Origin of the sequence: Streptomyces sp. NPDC005863, assembly GCF_042871345.1 — a bacterium.
Taxonomy (GTDB): Bacteria; Actinomycetota; Actinomycetes; order Streptomycetales; family Streptomycetaceae; genus Streptomyces.
In genome coordinates this window covers 777,352-794,808 of record NZ_JBIAII010000003.1, presented here as the reverse complement: position 1 = coordinate 794,808, position 17,457 = coordinate 777,352, and the positions used below count along the sequence as shown (strand labels likewise).

Sequence of the window (17,457 nt, the reverse complement as noted above, 5' to 3'; positions counted from 1 at the left end):
CCCCTTTGTGGTGCCGGGGTGTGGCAGCCGCGCCGAAAGGACACCCGTTGTGTGCAGGGACCGGCACTATCACCCGTAAACGGCCGGGGTGCGCCAAATCACCAAATCAAGGACCTAAGTCCGGTGGAACGGGCCGAAAGACCTTGGATGATGGAAGGCATGCGCATCCTGCCCGCCGCCCAGGCGATACGCCAGGCGGCGGCCCCGGTCGGCCGTCTCGTCGACCGCTGGTCCCGGGCACCGCGCGCGCTGGACGTGCTCACGGCGCTCAGCGCCTTCGCCCTGATGAGCCTGGACGTCCCCGGTCTCGCCGAGGCGGACAACTCCCTCAACGGCCCGCTCGCCGTCCTGGCCCTGGCGGCCGGCGCCGCCACCCTGCTGGTGCGGCGCAGGCTGCCCTGGCTGACGTACGGGATCGCGCTGCTCTTCCTGGGCTGGCTGCACGAGCTGACGCTGGCCCAGTTCGTGCTGTACTCCCTGGGCCGCTACCGGGGGCGTCTCGCGGGCACGCTCGGAGTGATCGGGTACGTCGGGTTCGCCTTCGTGATGTTCAACCTGCCGGGCTGGCCGGTGCACCGGGGGGCCACGATCGGCTCTTTCCTGAGTCTGGTCGTCCCGATCGGTGTGCTCGCGGCGGGCGTCGGTGTCGCGGCGAACCGCCAGGATCTGGTCCAGGCCCTGGCCGCGCAGCGCGCGGAGACGGACGCGCTGCACGCCGTCCAGCAGGAGCGGGTGCGCATCGCGCGGGACGTGCACGACTTCGTGGGCCGTGAGCTGACCCTGTTGAGCGTGCGGTCCCAGGTGCTGGCGCGGCGGGCCACGGGCGGCGCCTTCGAGAACGAGTTCGAGGAACTCTCGGAGACGGCGCGCAGTGCGCACCAGATGCTGAACGAGATCATCGTGCAGCGCGGCACGGACGGGGCCCCGACGCCCGGGCTCGACGCGCTGCCCGGCCTCGCCGAGCGCAGTGGCCGCGCGGGCAGCCCCGTCGACCTGGTGATCGACGACGCGGCGCACCGCCTCTCGCCGCTGCGACAGGCGGCGGTGCACCGGGTGGTCCAGGAGTGCCTGACGAACGCGGCGAAGCACGCGCCGGGGGAGAAGGTCACGGTGCGGGTGGCGCTGCGGGGCGACCGCTTGCGGATCACGGTCAGCAACCCGCTCCCCACGACGGCCCCCGCCGCCGCGCCGGTCTCCGCGGGCACGGGAACGACGGGGATGGCGGAACGGATCCGCGCGGTGGGCGGCACGTTCGCGGCGGGGCCGCGGGGGGACGTGTACGAGGTCCTGGCCACCCTCTCGCCGGGCGAACTGACGACCACGTGACGGCGCGGCGTTTGCTGCGGGTGGGCGGGGGCTGGCCGCGCAGTTCCCCGCGCCCCTTAAGGGTGCGTTCTTCGTCTGCGGGTTGGTGGGGGTTGCTCGCGCCGTTCCCCGCGCCCCTTAGGTAGGCCTCGCGTCCGTCGTCCTCAGGGGGCTGCCTCAGGGGGCGATGCGGTGGACCACCCAGGGGCGCGGGGAACTGCGCGACCAGCCCCCGCCGGGCCGCAGACAAAAACACCCCCAGGGGCGCGGGGAACGGCGCGACCAGCCCCCACCCACCCGCAGGTGAAGAACCCACCCTTAAGGGGCGCGGGGAACTGCGCGAGCAACCCCCACCCACCCGCAGACAAGTACCGTCACCCCGGCCGGGAGGCCTACGCCGCTGACATCACCCGCTCCAGCCCATCGAAGTCCTCCACGCACTTCCCGCACCCCATGGCCACGCTGTCCAGCGGATCCTCCGCCACGAAGACGGGAATCCCCGTGCCGGAGGCGATCCTCAGGTCGAGTCCGGGGAGCAGCGCGCCGCCACCCGTGAGCACGATCCCGTGCTCCATGATGTCGCCGGACAGCTCCGGCGGGCACTCCTCCAGCGTCGTCTTGACCGCGGCGATGATCTGCTCGACCGGCTCGTCCAGAGCCGCCCGTACCTCACGCGCCGTCAGGTCGACGGTCTTCGGCAGGCCGCCCACCTTCTCCCGCCCCCGCACGGTGAACGTCCGCATCTCCAGGGCGTCCTCGCCCGGCACCGGCCACGCCGAGCCGACGCCGACCTTGATGTCCTCGGCGGTGCGCTCCCCGATGAGCAGGGAGTGCTCCTTGCGCACGTAGTCGGTGATGGCCATGTCGAGCCGGTCGCCGCCCACCCGCAGCGACTGGGCCGTGACGATGCCGCCCAGGGAGATCACCGCGACCTCCGTCGTGCCGCCGCCGATGTCGACCACCATCGAGCCGCGCGGCTCGGCGACCGGCAGGCCCGCCCCGATGGCCGCCGCCATCGGCTCCTCCACGATGTGCACGGCCCGCGCCCCGGCCCGCTGCGACGCGTGCACGATCGCGCGCCGCTCGACGGGTGTGACCCCGCTCGGCACGCACACGACCATCCGGGTACGGGGCCTGCGCCCCGGCACGGCCTTGCGCACGAAGTGCCGGATCATCTCCTCGGCGGCCTCGTAGTCGCTGATCACACCGTCCCGCAGCGGACGGATGGCGGTGATGGACCCGGGCGTGCGCCCGATCGTCTCCTTGGCCTCCGTGCCCACGGCGAGCACGCCGCTCTTGCCGCCCCGGTCCGCCCGGACGGCGACCACGGACGGCTCGTTGAGCACGATCCCCTTGCCGCGCACGTAGAGGAGGGTGTTCGCAGTGCCGAGGTCGATACCTATGTCCATGATCGCCAAGTTTGCCCGGCGGCCCGCGAAAGCGGAGGGACCAAAGTCCCGAATCGGACGGGCCGAAGGTCCCGACGAAGACGGCGGGGGCCGACCCGGAGGTCCTGACGGCACGTGTCGGTGGCGCTCCGTAGACTGACGTACGTGAGTGAGTTCCCCCCGCACGACGACAGCGCCGACCGACCCGCCGACGGCGACCCCTTCGAAGAGATCGTCGGTGCCGAGACGGACCGCGATCCCGACCTCGCGGTGATCGAGGCCGGCAGCCGCACCCTGCGCACCCAGGCGGGCCCGCCGGACGGCGACATCCCCGCCCGCCCCACCGACCCGGAGGTGGACAAGGCCCTGCGCGAGGTGGAGACGGAGCTCGCGGGCCGCTGGGGCGAGACCAAGCTGGAGCCCTCCGTCCGCCGCATCGCCGCGCTGATGGACGTCCTCGGCGAGCCCCAGCGCGCGTACCCCTCGATCCACATCACGGGCACCAACGGCAAGACGTCCACGGCCCGCATGGTCGAGGCGCTGCTGTCCGCCTTCGATCTGCGCACCGGCCGGTACACCTCGCCGCACGTGCAGTCGATCACCGAGCGGATCAGCCTGGACGGCGCCCCGATGGAGGCCGAGCGCTTCGTCGAGACCTACCGGGACATCAAGCCGTACGTGGAGATGGTCGACGCCAGGGAGGAGTACCGCCTCTCCTTCTTCGAGATCCTCACCGGCATGGCGTACGCGGCCTTCGCGGACGCCCCGGTCGATGTGGCCGTCGTCGAGGTCGGCATGGGCGGCAGCTGGGACGCGACGAACGTGATCGACGGCTCGGTCGCCGTCATCACCCCCATCGACCTGGACCACACGGACCGCCTGGGCTCCACGCCCGGCGAGATCGCCAAGGAGAAGGCCGGCATCATCAAGCCGGACTCGACGGTGATCATGGCCCAGCAGCCGGTGGACGCCGCGCAGGTGCTCCTGAAGAAGGCCGTCGACGTGGACGCGACGGTCGCCCGCGAGGGCCTGGAGTTCGGCGTCGTCTCCCGCCGGGTGGCGGTCGGCGGCCAGCTCCTGACGCTGCGCGGCCTGGGCGGGGAGTACGAGGAGATCTTCCTGCCGCTGCACGGCGAGTACCAGGCGCACAACGCCGCGGTGGCGCTCTCCGCCGTCGAGGCGTTCTTCGGCATCGGCTCGCAGCACGCCCGCCCGCTCGACATCGACACGATCCGCAAGGCCTTCGCCTCGGTCGCCTCGCCCGGCCGCCTTGAGGTGGTGCGCCGCTCGCCCACCGTCGTCCTGGACGCCGCGCACAACCCGGCGGGCGCCCGCGCCACCGCCGCCGCGATCAGCGAGGTCTTCGACTTCAGCCGGCTCATCGGCGTGGTCGGCGCGAGCGGCGACAAGGATGTGCGGGGCCTCCTGGAGGCCTTCGAGCCGATCTTCGCCGAGGTCGTCGTCACGCAGAACTCCAGCCACCGCTCGATGGACGCCGACGAGCTCGCCGGTCTCGCCGTCGAGGTCTTCGGCGACGACCGCGTACAGGTCGAGCCGCGTCTCGACGACGCCCTGGAGGCGGCGATCACCCTCGCCGAGGAAGAGGGGGAGTACGCCGGCGGCGGAGTCCTCGTCACCGGTTCCGTCATCACGGTCGGCGAGGCCCGACTGCTCCTGGGGAGGGGCTGATTCCTGTGCGTATGCTCTGTGCTTCGACGCTGATCGGCGAGTTCTTCGTGATCGGCTTCGCGGGTCTGGTCGCCATGAAGGACGAGGACCTGTCCATGGGCACGGTCTGGACGGTCTGCGGTGTCGCGATGCTGCTGAGCCTCCTGCTCTGCGGAATGATCACCCGGCCCGGCGGGGTGCAGCTCGGCTGGGCCCTGCAGATCGCGCTGATCGCGAGCGGCTTCGTGGTGCCGACGATGTTCTTCCTGGGCGCCGTCTTCGCCGCCCTGTGGTGGGCGTCGGTCCACTTCGGCCGCAAGATCGACGAGGCGAAGGCCCGGTTCGCCGCGCAGGCCGCGGAGGCCGAGGCGGCCTGAGCCCGCAGCCCTGCGGCACGCGGGCCCGCGGCGGCTCGGTATCGTGCCGGGCAACCCCCGCGGTCGTACAGAACGCGAAGACCGCGAGAACACCTCTTGGAGCCGCACATGAGCCAGCGCACCCTCGTCCTGCTGAAGCCCGACGCCGTCCGTCGTGGTCTGATCGGAGAGATCATCGGCCGCATCGAGCGCAAGGCGGGCTGGACGATCTCCGCGCTGGAGCTGCGTTCACTGGACCAGGAGACCCTCGAGCAGCACTACGGCGAGCACAAGGGCAAGCCCTTCTACGAGCCGCTGGTCGCCTTCATGTCGTCGGGGCCGGTCGTCGCGCTCGTCGTCGAGGGCGAGCGGGTCATCGAGGGCGTGCGCGCGCTCGCGGGACCGACCGACCCGATCGCCGCCGCCCCCGGTTCCATCCGCGGCGACTTCGGCACCATCGTCCGGGAGAACCTGATCCACGCCTCGGACTCCGAGGAGTCCGCGGAGCGCGAGCTGAAGATCTTCTTCCCGGGTCTCGTCTGACCTGCCGGGAAACCGCCGAGGCGGCGCGCCCCCGGAACGGAAAGACTTCGTCAGGATTTCCTGACGTGGCGTCAGGACGGGGGCGCGGCGGAGCGGGGACGGCCGGTGGATTTCGGCCGTCCTCTGGCATATGCAGCCCCGATCGGGGGAACCCGTGCCACCGATGGCACGTCTGAAAAGGCGAGGCGCCGCATCATCTGCTGACAATGGCGAAGACCCTAGCGCCGTGTTCGCGCAGCCGAGACTACGATGGAAGCCTCCACTGCCACACAGCACCCACCTCGCCTACCTAAAAAGCCATCAAACGCTCCAATAGGGAAGGCCAGACGCATCCTCATGGGGAACAACATGTCGTTCATCGGCCGTGACATGGCTGTCGACCTCGGGACCGCCAACACGCTGGTGTACGTCAGGGGTCGGGGGATCGTACTCAACGAGCCGTCCGTCGTCGCGATCAACACCAACACCGGTGGCATCCTCGCGGTCGGCGCCGAGGCGAAGAAGATGATCGGGCGCACCCCCGGCAACATCGTCGCGGTGCGCCCGCTGAAGGACGGCGTCATCGCCGACTTCGAGATCACCGAGCGGATGCTGCGCTACTTCATCCTGAAGATCCACAAGCGCCGCTACCTCGCCCGCCCGCGCGTCGTCGTCTGCGTGCCCTCGGGCATCACGGGCGTCGAGCGCCGCGCCGTCATCGAGGCCTCCTCGCAGGCCGGCGCGCGCCAGGTGCACATCATCGAGGAGCCCATGGCCGCGGCCATCGGCTCCGGCCTGCCGGTCCACGAGGCCACCGGCAACATGGTGGTGGACATCGGCGGCGGCACCACCGAGGTCGCCGTCATCTCGCTCGGCGGAATCGTCACGGCACAGTCGATCCGCGTCGCCGGCGACGAGCTGGACAACGCGATCATCCAGCACATCAAGAAGGAGTACTCCCTCCTCCTCGGCGAGCGCACCGCCGAACAGATCAAGATCACCATCGGCTCGGCGTACGACATGGACGCCGACGAGCACACCGAGATCCGCGGCCGCGACCTGGTCTCCGGGCTGCCCAAGACCGTCGTCATCTCCGCCGCCGAGGTCCGCAAGGCCATCGAGGAGCCGGTCAACGCGATCGTGGACGCGGTCAAGACCACCCTCGACAAGTGCCCGCCGGAACTGTCGGGTGACGTGATGGACCGCGGCATCGTTCTCACCGGTGGCGGCGCCCTGCTGCGCGGCCTCGACGAGCGGCTTCGCCGGGAGACCGGCATGCCGATCCACATCGCCGAGGACCCGCTCGACAGCGTGGCGCTGGGCTCCGGAAAGTGTGTCGAGGAGTTCGAGGCGTTGCAGCAAGTGCTTGACGCCCAGCCGCGCAGATGATCTGACGCGCCGACATCCGCCGTACGAGTGCCTGCCCTCTCGTGCGGCGGATCGTTGATATAGAGGCACAGCAGAAGAATTCCCCAGAAACCCGTGGATCCCGCAGAGTCCACGGAATCGATTGAGGAAGGCACGCCGCCGCACGTGAGGGACACACGAGAGAGTCGGCTGCTCCTGGTGCTGCTGGTCGCCATCGCGTTCGCATTGATCACGGTGGACATCCGCGGCGGCGAGGACTCACCGGTCGACGGTGCCCGCCGGGGCGCCGCGACGGTGTTCGGTCCGGTCGAGGAGGGCATGTCCTCCGCCGTCGACCCGATCGGCAACGCCATCGGCGCGGTACGCGACTCCGGAGAGCGCCACAACCGCATCGCCGAACTGGAGCGTCAGAACGCCGCCCTGAAGGCGAGACTCGGCAGCGACGACCGCAACCGCAGCCGGGTGCAGCAGCTCGACAGCATGCTGAAGAAGGCGGGCGCCGGGCAGTACGGCATCAAGGGCGCCGAGGTCATCGGGATAGGAGCGGCCCAGGGCTTCTCCTGGACCGTCACCATCGACGCCGGCGCGAACGACGGACTCAAGCGCGACATGACCGTCCTGAACGGCGACGGCCTGGTCGGCCGCATCACCACGGTCGGCCCGGGCACCGCGACCGTCCTGCTCGCCAACGACCCCGACTTCACCGTCGGCACCCGCATGGAGAAGACCGACGAGCTCGGCTTCGCCACCGGCCAGGGCGACCGCAACCTCTCCGTCCAGCTGCTCAACGGCAAGGCCGAGGTCAAGAAGGGCGACCGGCTCGTCACCTTCGGCTCCCGCAAGGACAAGCCGTTCGTGCCCGGCGTGCCCGTCGGCGAGGTCGTCCGCGTCGACCCCTCCGGCGGCGACCTCACCCGCACCGTCTACGTGAAGCCGTACGTCGGGTTCACCAAGCTCGACATCGTCGGTGTCGTCGTCGAGGCGCCGCGCGAGGACCCGCGCGACACCGTCCTGCCGAAGAAGCCCGAGAAGCCCAAGCCGACGCCGACGGTGACCGTCACGGCCACCCCGTCCGGACAGCCCCCGGCCGACGGCGCCGACGACGGCAACGAGCAGTAGGAGACCGGATCCATGCGCCTCAACCGAATCCTGCTGTCCACCGCCCTCGTCGTCGTCGCCCTGGTCATCCAGGTCTGTGTGCTCGCCCGGCTCCAGCTGCCCGGCGCGGTCCCCGACCTGGTGCTGCTCACCGTCCTCGGCCTCGCCCTGGTCTACGGCCACGTCGGCGGCGCCCTCGTCGGCTTCTGCGCCGGGCTCCTCTCCGACTTCGCGCCGCCCGCCGACCACGCCGCCGGGCGGTACGCGCTGGTGCTCTGCGTCGTCGGCTACCTCGCGGGGCTCGCCAAGCCCGACCACGGCAGACTCCGCTCCGCCACCGGACCGCTCGTCGTGGTCGTCAGCGCCGCCATCGGCTCGACGCTGCTGTACGCGGGCGTCGGCTCGCTCGTCGGGGACACCGCGGCCCGCCATGTGGGCCTGGTCGGCCTGCTGTTCACCGCGGCCCTCTACGACCTGCTGCTCGCGCCCTTCACGGTGCCGCTGATCATCGCGCTGGCCCGGCGCGCCGAGAACGACCCGCTCGGGGAGGGCTCGCCCGCCAACAAGGCGGCCGACGTCTCCGCGGGCTGGCTCTCCTCCGGCACCGGACTGCGCATCGGCAACCAGCGCGGCGGCGGCCTCCGGGCCAAGGCCGCCAAGGCCCGGGTCGCTCGCGCCGGGCGCATCAAGGGGGTCAAGCGCCTGTGACGGCGACTGACTTCGACGGCACACCCCGGGGAGGGGAGAAGTGACCAACATTCCGGAGACCGGACGGACCCCACGCGTCCAGATCCGTCTCATCGTCATCCAGATCCTCGTCTTCTCCCTCCTGCTCACCCTCGGCGGCCGCCTCTGGTACCTCCAGGTCCGCAACGGCGACGAATACGCCGAGGAGGCCTCCGGCAACCACGTCCAGCAGGTCGTCCAGCCCGCCGTGCGCGGCTCGATCCTGGACGCCCGCGGCGTGCCGATCGCCGACAACGAGACCCGACTGGTCGTCTCCGCGTCCCGCACCGACCTGATGAAGATGAAGGACGACGGCAAGGCGGTCCTCGCCAAGCTCGCCGACGTCCTCGACCTGAAGCCCGAAGAGGTCGAGGGCAAGGTCCGCCTCTGCGACGCCAAGACGCCGCAGCCCTGCTGGAACGGCTCGCCGTACCAGCCGATCCCGATCACCGACGAGGCCACGCCCAAGCAGGCGCTGCAGATCCGCGAGCGCTCCGAGGACTTCCCCGGCATCACGGCCGAGCCCACCGCCGTCCGCCGCTACGCCGCCCCCGGCAAGTCCAACACCGCACAGGTGCTCGGCTACCTCTCGCCCGTCACCGACGACGAGATCAACAAGGCCAAGGACACCGACTCGCCGTTCCTGCGCTCCGACATGGTCGGCCGCTCCGGTCTGGAGCGCACGTACGACAAGCAGCTGCGCGGCAAGGCAGGCGTCACCCGCTACGAGGTCGACAACCTCGGCCGCGTCATCGGCAAGGCCAAGTCCGACGAGGCCCAGCCCGGGGCCAACGTGGTCACCAGCATCGACGCGCGCGTGCAGGCCGTCTCCGAGTACTGGCTGAACGACGCGATGAAGAAGGCCCGCCAGGAGTTCGACAAGAACACCGGCGAGAACTACAAGGCCGACGCGGGCGCCGTCGTCGTCATGGAGAACAAGACCGGCCGCGTCGTCTCCATGGCGTCCAACCCGACGTACGACCCGAACGCCTGGGTCGGCGGCATCTCCGGCAAGGACTACGCCCAGCTCACCGGCAAGCAGTCCAACTACCCGCTGCTCAACCGCGCCATCCAGGGCCAGGCCGCCCCCGGCTCGATCTTCAAGGTCATCCCGACCACCGCGGCGGTCAACGCGGGCTACGACTTCAACGGGCGCTACCCGTGCCCCAGTTCGTACTCCATCGGCGGCCAGACCTTCCAGAACTACGAGTCCAAGGGCCACGGCAACATCACCCTCGGCCAGGCCCTCGAGGTCTCCTGCGACACCGTCTTCTACAAGCTGTCGCACGACCAGTGGAACAAGGACGGCGGCAACAAGCCGGCCAAGCACCCCAAGGACTGGTTCTACAAGACCGCCCACCAGTTCGGCCTCGGCAAGGAGACCGGCATCGACCTGCCCAACGAGGTCACCGGACGCGTCCCCGACCGCCAGTGGAAGAAGGACTACTGGAAGGCCAACAAGGACGCCTGGTGCAAGCAGGGCAAGAAGACCGGCGGCGACTACGCCGAGCGCATCGCCTACGAGAACTGCCTCGAAGGCATGAAGATGCGCGCCGGTGACTCCGTCAACTACTCCATCGGCCAGGGCGACACCCTCGTCACGCCGATCCAGATGGCCACCATCTACTCCGCCATCGCCAACGGCGGCACCCTGCACGACCCCACCGTCGGCAAGGCGATCGTCAGCGCCGACGGCAGGCGGGTCGAGGAGATCCCGCCCACGTCCCACGGCAGGCTGCCGATGGACGCCGCGCTGCAGAAGGACATAGACGGTGCCCTCGCCGATGTCGCCACGCGCGGCACGGCGGCCTGGCGGTTCCAGGGATGGCCGCAGAAGAAGATCCCGATGCACGCCAAGACCGGTACGGCCGAGGTCTACGGCAAGCAGACCACCTCGTGGTTCGCGACGTACACCAAGGACTACACGATCGTCATGACGATCTCCCAGGGCGGTACGGGTTCCGGTGCCTCGGGACCCGCCGTGCGGCAGATCTACAACGCGATCTACGGCCTGGACGACGAGGGCAAGCAGGACGGCAAGAAGGCGCTGCTGCCCGAGCCGCAGAAGAAGCTGCCGAAGATCGAGACCGACGGCTCCATCAAGTCCCCGAAGATCAAGCCGTACAAGCCGGCGGCGCCCAAGCCGCCCGCCGAGGAGCAGCAGCTGGCCGGGCCCCCGGCCGAGAAGTGGAGGCGGGACTGATGACCGGCAACGGCTTCTCTGTCTCCGGGTACGGACCCCAGCGCTCCGGCGTCTCGCGGCTGCTGGCCCGCGACTCGATAGTGCGCCGGCTCGACTGGCCGATGCTCTTCGCGGCGATCGCGCTCTCCGGGATCGGCACCGCCCTCGTCTACTCCGCGACCCGCAACCGCACCGAGCTCGTCGGCGACGACCCGTACTCCTTCGCGCTCAAGCACCTCCTGAACACCGGCATCGGCTTCGCCCTGATGATCGGCACCGTCTGGCTCGGCCACCGCACGCTGCGCACCGCCGTGCCGATCCTCTACGGCATCTCCGTCTTCCTGGTGCTGCTCGTGCTCACTCCGCTCGGCGCGACGATCAACGGCGCGCACGCGTGGATCGTGCTCGGCGGCGGCTTCTCGCTGCAGCCGTCCGAGTTCGTGAAGATCACGATCATCCTGGGCATGGCGATGCTGCTCGCGGCCCGTGTCGACGCGGGCGACAAGGACATCCCCGGCCACCGCACCGTGTTGCAGGCCCTCGGCCTCGCCGCCGTGCCCGTGGCGATCGTGATGCTCATGCCCGACCTCGGTTCGGTCATGGTGATGGCGATGATCGTGCTCGGCGTGCTGCTCGCCTCGGGCGCCTCCAACCGCTGGGTGTTCGGGCTGCTCGGCACGGGCGTCGCCGGTGGCGTCGCCATATGGCAGCTCGGTGTCCTCGACGACTACCAGATCGCCCGGTTCGCGGCGTTCGCCAACCCCGCGCTCGACCCGGCGGGCGTCGGCTACAACACCAACCAGGCGCGCATCGCGATCGGCTCCGGCGGCCTGACCGGCACCGGCCTGTTCAAGGGCTCCCAGACCACCGGGCAGTTCGTCCCCGAACAGCAGACGGACTTCGTCTTCACGGTCGCGGGCGAGGAGCTCGGCTTCGTCGGCGCGGGCGCGATCCTCCTGCTGCTCGGCGTCGTGCTGTGGCGTGCCTGCCGCATCGCCCGCGAGACGACCGAGCTGTACGGCACGATCGTCGCCGCCGGGATCATCGCCTGGTTCGCCTTCCAGTCCTTCGAGAACATCGGGATGACCCTCGGCATCATGCCGGTCGCGGGCCTCCCGCTGCCCTTCGTCAGTTACGGGGGTTCGTCGATGTTCGCGGTCTGGGTGGCCGTCGGCCTGCTCCAGTCGATCAAGGTGCAACGGCCGCTGTCGGCCTAGAAGAGCCCCTGGTCCGTCCGGGCCATGTTTGCCGTCGTCTTTCGCGTCCAGATTCAATTCATGGCGGAGACGAAGCGCGAGATCGAGCGGAAGTACGACGTCGGGGCGGACGCGACGCTGCCCGACCTGACCGGCGTGGCCGGGGTCGCGGACGTCGTCGACAGAGGCGTCGTGGAACTCGACGCCGTCTACTGGGACACGGCCGACCAGCGCCTGGCCGCCGGATCGGTCACCCTGCGGCGCCGCACCGGCGGCGCCGACGAGGGCTGGCACCTGAAGCTGCCGGTCTCCCTCGCCGACGGCGTGCGCGACGAGATCCACGCGCCGCTCTCCGACGCCGTGCCCCGCGACCTCGCCGGCCTGGTGCGCTCCCGGGTGCGCGGCGCCGACCTGCTCCCCGTCGTCCGGCTGCTGTCCACCCGGACGCTGAGCCACCTCGTGGACGCGGACGGCACCCTGCTCGCCGAGGTCGCCGTCGACCGGGTGCTCGCCGAACGGCTCACCGCCGACACCGGCACCGCCGAGTGGACCGAGGCCGAGGTGGAGCTGGCCGACGGCGCCGACCCCGCGCTCCTCGACAAGGTCGAGAAGAAGCTGAGGAAGGCGGGCGCCCGCCGCTCCGCCTCGCCGTCCAAGCTGGCCAGGGCGCTCGCGGAGACCGCGCCCCCGGACGGCGACGCGGGCCGGGCCCGTACCGAGACCGCCGTGGGCGGCGGCAAGAAGGGCGCCAAGAAGGCCGGCAAGAAGGAGGCCGTCGCCGAAGCCGTGCGGGAGGCCGCGGCCGAGGGCTCCGGGAGCGCGGGGGACCACGTCCTCGGCTACCTCCGCGCCCAGTGCGACGCGATCGTCTCCCTCGACCCCGCCGTCCGCCGCGACCTGCCCGACGCCGTGCACCAGATGCGCGTCGCCACCCGCCGGCTGCGCAGCGCCTTCAAGTCGTACCGGAAGATCCTCGACCGCACCGTCACCGATCCGGTGGGCGACGAGCTCAAGTGGCTGGCGGGTGAGCTGGGCGTCGCCCGCGACCAGGAGGTCCTGGCCGCCCGCCTCACCGACCGCGTCGACGCGCTGCCCGCCACCCTGCTCCTGGGCCCGGTGCGCGGACGGCTGCGCGTCTGGGACGTCGCCCGCCGCACCGGCGCCCGCGGCCGCACCGTCGCCGTCCTGGAGTCCAAGCGCTACCTCGCCCTCCTGGAGACCCTCGACGCGCTGCTCGCCGCGCCCCCGCTGCGCCCCGCCGCCACCAAGAAGCCGGCCAAGGCGCTGCCCAAGGCGGCACGCAAGGACTACGCGCGCCTCGCCGCCCGTATCGAACACGCGCTCGCCCTGCCCCCGGGCCACGAGCGCGACCTCGCCCTGCACGCCGCCCGCAAGGCCGCCAAGCGCGCCCGGTACGCCGGCGAGTCCGCCGTCCCGGCGCTCGGCAAGCCCGCACGCCGGTTCGCCGAACGGATGAAGGCCGTACAGGGCGTCCTCGGCGACCACCAGGACAGCGTGGTAGCCCGCGACGAGCTGCGGGCCCTCGCCATCCAGGCACACATGGCGGGGGAGTCCGCCTTCACCTGGGGGCTTCTGTACGGGCAGGAGGAGGCGGCGGGCGCGGACCGGCAGCGGGAGCTGCCACCGGTGTGGGCCAAGGCCTCCCGGCGGAAGGTGCGGGCGGCGCTGGGCGAGTGAACGCCGGGGTACGCTTGATGGTCACCCCTGCCCGCTCATGAAGGTTCGCGATGTCTGCCGAGTCGGTCTTCCCACAGCTCGAAGCTCTGCTCCCGCATGTGCAGAAGCCCATCCAGTACGTCGGCGGTGAGCTGAACTCCACCGTCAAGCAGTGGGATTCCTGCGACGTCCGCTGGGCGCTCATGTACCCGGACGCGTATGAGGTCGGACTGCCCAACCAGGGCGTCCAGATCCTCTACGAGGTCCTCAACGAGCGTGAGGGCGTGCTCGCCGAGCGCACCTACAGCGTGTGGCCGGACCTGGAGGCCCTGATGCGCGAGCACCGGGTCCCCCAGTTCACGGTCGACTCGCACCGCCCCGTCGGCGCCTTCGACGTCTTCGGCCTCAGCTTCTCCACCGAGCTCGGCTACACCAACATGCTGGCCGCCCTGGAGCTCGCCGGCATCCCGCTGGCGGCCGGGGACCGCACGCTGGACGACCCGATCGTGCTCGCCGGCGGCCACGCGGCCTTCAACCCCGAGCCGATCGCCGAGTTCATCGACGCGGCGATCATCGGCGACGGCGAGCAGGCCGTGCTCGACATGACCGCGATCATCCGGGAGTGGAAGGCCGAGGGCCGCCCCGGCGGCCGCGAGGAGGTCCTCTTCCGCCTCGCACGCACCGGTTCGGTCTACATCCCGGGCTTCTACGACGTCGAGTACCTCCCGGACGGCCGCATCGGCCGCGTCGTGCCCAACCGCAGCGGTGTGCCGTGGCGCGTGTCCAAGCACACCGTCATGGACCTCGACGAGTGGCCCTACCCCAAGCAGCCGCTCGTCCCGCTCGCCGAGACCGTCCACGAGCGGATGTCCGTGGAGATCTTCCGCGGCTGCACCCGCGGCTGCCGCTTCTGCCAGGCCGGCATGATCACGCGCCCCGTGCGGGAGCGAAGCATCACCGGCATCGGCGACATGGTCGAGAAGGGCCTGAAGGCGACCGGTTTCGAGGAGGTCGGCCTGCTCTCGCTCTCCTCCGCCGACCACAGCGAGATCGCCGACGTCGCCAAGGGCCTCGCCGACCGGTACGAGGAGGACAAGATCGGCCTGTCCCTCCCCTCGACCCGCGTCGACGCCTTCAACGTGGACCTCGCCAACGAGCTCACCAGGAACGGCCGCAGGTCGGGCCTGACCTTCGCCCCCGAGGGCGGCTCCGAGCGCATGCGCAAGGTCATCAACAAGATGGTGTCCGAGGAAGACCTCATCCGCACCGTCGCGACGGCCTACGGCAACGGCTGGCGCCAGGTGAAGCTGTACTTCATGTGCGGCCTGCCCACCGAGACCGACGAGGACGTGCTGCAGATCGCCGACATGGCGATGAACGTCATCCAGAAGGGCCGCGAGGTCTCCGGCTCCAACGACATCCGCTGCACGGTCTCCATCGGCGGCTTCGTGCCCAAGCCGCACACCCCCTTCCAGTGGGCCCCGCAGCTCTCCGCCGAGGAGACCGACGCCCGCCTGGAGAAGCTCCGCGACAGGATCCGCGGCGACAAGAAGTACGGCCGCTCGATCGGCTTCCGCTACCACGACGGCAAGCCCGGTATCGTCGAGGGCCTGCTCTCGCGCGGTGACCGCCGCATCGGCGCCGTCATCCGCGCGGTCTACGAGGAGGGCGGCCGCTTCGACGGCTGGCGCGAGCACTTCAGCTACGAGCGCTGGATGCGCTGCGCCGACAAGACGCTGCCCGAGGTGGGCGTCGACGTCGACTGGTACACCACGCGCGAGCGCGGCTACGAGGAGGTCCTGCCCTGGGACCACCTGGACTCCGGCCTCGACAAGGACTGGCTCTGGGAGGACTGGCAGGACTCGCTGGACGAGACCGAGGTCGAGGACTGCCGCTGGACCCCGTGCTTCGACTGCGGCGTGTGCCCGCAGATGGACACCCACATCCAGATCGGCCCGACCGGCAAGAAGCTCCTGCCGCTGACGGTCGTCAAGTAGCGCTCCCGCGCGAACGGATGCCGCATCTCGCCCTGCCCACCGCCCGGGTGCACCGCTCCTACCTCGCCGCGATGCAGGAGCTCCGGGCCGAGGGGCAGGGCGGGCCCGACGACGACACGACGCTCGGCAGCACCCTGCGCCGCTACGGCGACCGCTGGCGCGACCGGGCCGTCTTCGAGTCGTACGTCGCCGAGGTGCGCGCCGCGGCCTACCCCGCGGCGCCGCACTCCGTCCCCGTCACCACCCTCTGGTACGTCGACGGCGCCGACTACTTCGGCCGGCTCACCGTCCGCCACACCATCGGCACCCGCTTCCTGCGCGAGTACGGCGGCCACATCGGCTACGACGTGCGCCCCACCGCCCGCCGCCGCGGCCACGCCACCGACATGCTGCGCGGCTGCCTCCCGTACGCCGCCGAACTCGGCCTGGAATCCGTCCTGGTGACCTGCGACACCGACAACACCGGTTCGCGCAAGGTCATCGAGGCGGCCGGCGGCACGTTCGAGGACGAGCGGGGCGGCAAACTGCGGTACTGGATCAGCACCGCCCGGATCCGAACCGGCGCCCCGCGCGTCTAGGAAACCATGGACCTGGAAAAGCGGCCTCAGCCGCAGCAGCCCGCCGAGCAGGTGGTCGCGCGGCCGCCCGCGGCGCCCCCGCCGCAGGCCGAGGGCTGCCTCGCCGTCGCGATCCGCGTCCCGGTGCGGATCGTGGTGCTCGTACTCGTCGTGCCGGTGCGCCTGGTGTGGGACGCGCTCGCCGTGTGCGGCCGCTTCCTGTGGCTCAAGGCCCTGCGCCCGGCAGGACGCGCCGTCGCCACCGTGCTGACCTGGCTGTTCAAGTCGGTCTTCGTCTGGCCCTGGGTGGGCCTGTGGCGCTATGTGCTCGTCCCGGTCGGCAAGGGCCTCGCCTGGCTGGGCCACGTCCTGCTCGTCGTCCCCCTGACCTGGCTGTACGCGCACGTGCTGACGCCGATCGGGCACGGCATCGCCTGGGTGGCGCGCGGAATCGGCGCCGGGATCAGCTTGCTGGGGCGGGGGACCACGGCTGTGGTGCTCGGCATCGGCGCGGGCATCGCCTGGCTGGGGCGGATGCTGCTCGTGGTCCCCGCGGTGTGGCTGTACGCGCGCGTGCTGACGCCCATGGGGCACGGCATCGCCTGGCTCGCCCGGGGGATCGGCGCCGGGGCCATGGTGGCCGGGCGCGGTGTGGGGCGCGCCCTGGTCTGGCTCTTCAAGGCCGTCTTCGTCTGGCCGTGGGTGGGCCTGTGGCGGTACGTGGTCATGCCGGTCGGGCTCGGACTGGCCTGGCTGGGGCGGGTGTTGCTCGTGATCCCGGCGGTGTGGCTGTACGCGCGCGTGCTGACGCCCATCGGCCACGGCATCGCCTGGGTGGCGCGCGGGATCGGCGCGGGCATCGGCCTGCTGGCGCGCGGCCTGTGGACCGTCGTCACGACACTGTGCCGCTGGATCCTCGTCGTCCCCGTGGTCGCCCTGTGGCGGTGGGTGCTCGCCCCCGTCGGCCGGGCGATCGCCGTCGTCGCCCGCGAGGTCGGCGACGCGCTCGGCCACGCCTGGCGTGTCGCCGGGCACATCTCCCTCGTCGTCGGACGCTTCCTCGGCAGACTCCTTCGGTGGATCTTCGTCGAGCCGGTGCGCTGGGCCTACCGCTCGGTGCTCACGCCCCTCGGGCACGTCGTCCGCGACGCGGTGTGGCGCCCCGCAGCCGAGGCCGCCCGCAGCGTCGGCCGCACCACGCGGCAGGCCCTCGCCACGGCCCGGCAGAGCGTGCGCCAGGCCCGTGCCGACGTACGCCGGATGCTGTTCGGGGCACCGAGGGAACCGGCGCCGGTGGCGGCGTCGCCCGGCGAGCCCGCACCCGTTCCGGTGGCCCGGCGGGAACCTGACACGCCGCAGGCACGTACTCTAGGTAGCAGTACGACCGCACTCACGAAGGACTGAGCGACACTGGGCA

The 17,457-nt window shown here is 71.1% G+C and carries 14 protein-coding genes; 13 read left to right on the top strand and 1 reads right to left on the bottom strand.

Features of this window, described 5'->3' with window-relative positions:
* The first annotated feature begins 159 nt into the window (after positions 1-159).
* Positions 160-1,326 carry a histidine kinase gene (locus tag ACFYO9_RS15850; protein ID WP_358776004.1) on the top strand — a complete coding sequence of 389 codons (1,167 nt, stop codon included), beginning with the start codon at positions 160-162 and terminating at the stop codon, positions 1,324-1,326.
* Between the two features lie 371 nt (positions 1,327-1,697).
* Here ACFYO9_RS15850 and ACFYO9_RS15845 read toward each other — a convergent pair whose 3' ends face one another.
* Complete coding sequence (locus ACFYO9_RS15845) at positions 1,698-2,714, bottom strand: rod shape-determining protein (RefSeq protein WP_358776002.1); 1,017 nt, start codon at positions 2,712-2,714, stop codon at positions 1,698-1,700.
* A 144-nt stretch (positions 2,715-2,858) separates the two neighbouring features.
* On the opposite strand from ACFYO9_RS15845, the gene ACFYO9_RS15840 reads away from it, so the two are divergent.
* The 12 genes from ACFYO9_RS15840 (at position 2,859) to ACFYO9_RS15785 (ending at position 17,444) form a co-directional block, all read left to right on the top strand.
* Positions 2,859-4,382, top strand: coding sequence for a folylpolyglutamate synthase/dihydrofolate synthase family protein (locus ACFYO9_RS15840; protein ID WP_355808283.1), 1,524 nt, complete (start codon positions 2,859-2,861; stop codon positions 4,380-4,382).
* 5 nt (positions 4,383-4,387) lie between these two features.
* Positions 4,388-4,738 carry a DUF4233 domain-containing protein gene (locus tag ACFYO9_RS15835; RefSeq protein ID WP_355808285.1) on the top strand — a complete coding sequence of 117 codons (351 nt, stop codon included), beginning with the start codon at positions 4,388-4,390 and terminating at the stop codon, positions 4,736-4,738.
* 108 nt (positions 4,739-4,846) lie between these two features.
* Entirely contained in the window at positions 4,847-5,260 is a 414-nt protein-coding gene (ndk, locus tag ACFYO9_RS15830; protein WP_355808288.1) for a nucleoside-diphosphate kinase, read from the top strand.
* Between the two features lie 348 nt (positions 5,261-5,608).
* Positions 5,609-6,628 carry a rod shape-determining protein gene (locus ACFYO9_RS15825; protein WP_030362602.1) on the top strand — a complete coding sequence of 340 codons (1,020 nt, stop codon included), beginning with the start codon at positions 5,609-5,611 and terminating at the stop codon, positions 6,626-6,628.
* A gap of 144 nt (positions 6,629-6,772) precedes the next feature.
* Positions 6,773-7,726 carry a rod shape-determining protein MreC gene (gene mreC / locus ACFYO9_RS15820; RefSeq protein ID WP_355808291.1) on the top strand — a complete coding sequence of 318 codons (954 nt, stop codon included), beginning with the start codon at positions 6,773-6,775 and terminating at the stop codon, positions 7,724-7,726.
* Between the two features lie 12 nt (positions 7,727-7,738).
* The gene (gene mreD, locus ACFYO9_RS15815; protein WP_355808294.1) at positions 7,739-8,413 is read left to right on the top strand and encodes a rod shape-determining protein MreD; all 675 of its coding nucleotides are present in this window, start codon (positions 7,739-7,741) and stop codon (positions 8,411-8,413) included.
* Positions 8,414-8,453: 40 nt separating this feature from the next.
* On the top strand, positions 8,454-10,634 hold the full coding sequence (mrdA, locus tag ACFYO9_RS15810; RefSeq protein WP_355808297.1) for a penicillin-binding protein 2: 2,181 nt from the start codon (positions 8,454-8,456) through the stop codon (positions 10,632-10,634).
* Positions 10,634-11,830, top strand: a complete 1,197-nt coding sequence (gene rodA / locus ACFYO9_RS15805; protein WP_358776000.1) for a rod shape-determining protein RodA — start codon at positions 10,634-10,636, stop codon at positions 11,828-11,830. The genes mrdA and rodA overlap by 1 nt, the downstream gene beginning before the upstream one ends.
* A 60-nt stretch (positions 11,831-11,890) precedes the next feature.
* On the top strand, positions 11,891-13,507 hold the full coding sequence (locus ACFYO9_RS15800; RefSeq protein ID WP_358775998.1) for a CYTH and CHAD domain-containing protein: 1,617 nt from the start codon (positions 11,891-11,893) through the stop codon (positions 13,505-13,507).
* A gap of 50 nt (positions 13,508-13,557) precedes the next feature.
* Complete coding sequence (locus tag ACFYO9_RS15795; RefSeq protein ID WP_358775996.1) at positions 13,558-15,483, top strand: TIGR03960 family B12-binding radical SAM protein; 1,926 nt, start codon at positions 13,558-13,560, stop codon at positions 15,481-15,483.
* 17 nt (positions 15,484-15,500) lie between these two features.
* Positions 15,501-16,061 carry a GNAT family N-acetyltransferase gene (locus ACFYO9_RS15790; protein WP_355808307.1) on the top strand — a complete coding sequence of 187 codons (561 nt, stop codon included), beginning with the start codon at positions 15,501-15,503 and terminating at the stop codon, positions 16,059-16,061.
* A 6-nt stretch (positions 16,062-16,067) separates the two neighbouring features.
* Positions 16,068-17,444, top strand: coding sequence for a hypothetical protein (locus ACFYO9_RS15785; RefSeq protein WP_358775994.1), 1,377 nt, complete (start codon positions 16,068-16,070; stop codon positions 17,442-17,444).
* Positions 17,445-17,457: the final 13 nt, after the last annotated feature.

What these genes read in the sequence shown, in the direction of transcription:
- mreD (WP_355808294.1), top strand. Translation starts at nt 7,739, where the DNA reads ATGCGCCTCAACCGAATCCTGCTGTCCACCGCCCTCGTCGTCGTCGCC.
- ACFYO9_RS15825 (WP_030362602.1), top strand. Translation starts at nt 5,609, where the DNA reads ATGTCGTTCATCGGCCGTGACATGGCTGTCGACCTCGGGACCGCCAAC.
- ACFYO9_RS15850 (WP_358776004.1), top strand. Translation starts at nt 160, where the DNA reads ATGCGCATCCTGCCCGCCGCCCAGGCGATACGCCAGGCGGCGGCCCCG.
- ACFYO9_RS15785 (WP_358775994.1), top strand. Translation starts at nt 16,068, where the DNA reads ATGGACCTGGAAAAGCGGCCTCAGCCGCAGCAGCCCGCCGAGCAGGTG.
- ACFYO9_RS15800 (WP_358775998.1), top strand. Translation starts at nt 11,891, where the DNA reads ATGGCGGAGACGAAGCGCGAGATCGAGCGGAAGTACGACGTCGGGGCG.
- ndk (WP_355808288.1), top strand. Translation starts at nt 4,847, where the DNA reads ATGAGCCAGCGCACCCTCGTCCTGCTGAAGCCCGACGCCGTCCGTCGT.
- ACFYO9_RS15795 (WP_358775996.1), top strand. Translation starts at nt 13,558, where the DNA reads ATGTCTGCCGAGTCGGTCTTCCCACAGCTCGAAGCTCTGCTCCCGCAT.
- ACFYO9_RS15845 (WP_358776002.1), bottom strand. Translation starts at nt 2,714, where the DNA reads ATGGACATAGGTATCGACCTCGGCACTGCGAACACCCTCCTCTACGTG.
- ACFYO9_RS15790 (WP_355808307.1), top strand. Translation starts at nt 15,501, where the DNA reads ATGCCGCATCTCGCCCTGCCCACCGCCCGGGTGCACCGCTCCTACCTC.
- rodA (WP_358776000.1), top strand. Translation starts at nt 10,634, where the DNA reads ATGACCGGCAACGGCTTCTCTGTCTCCGGGTACGGACCCCAGCGCTCC.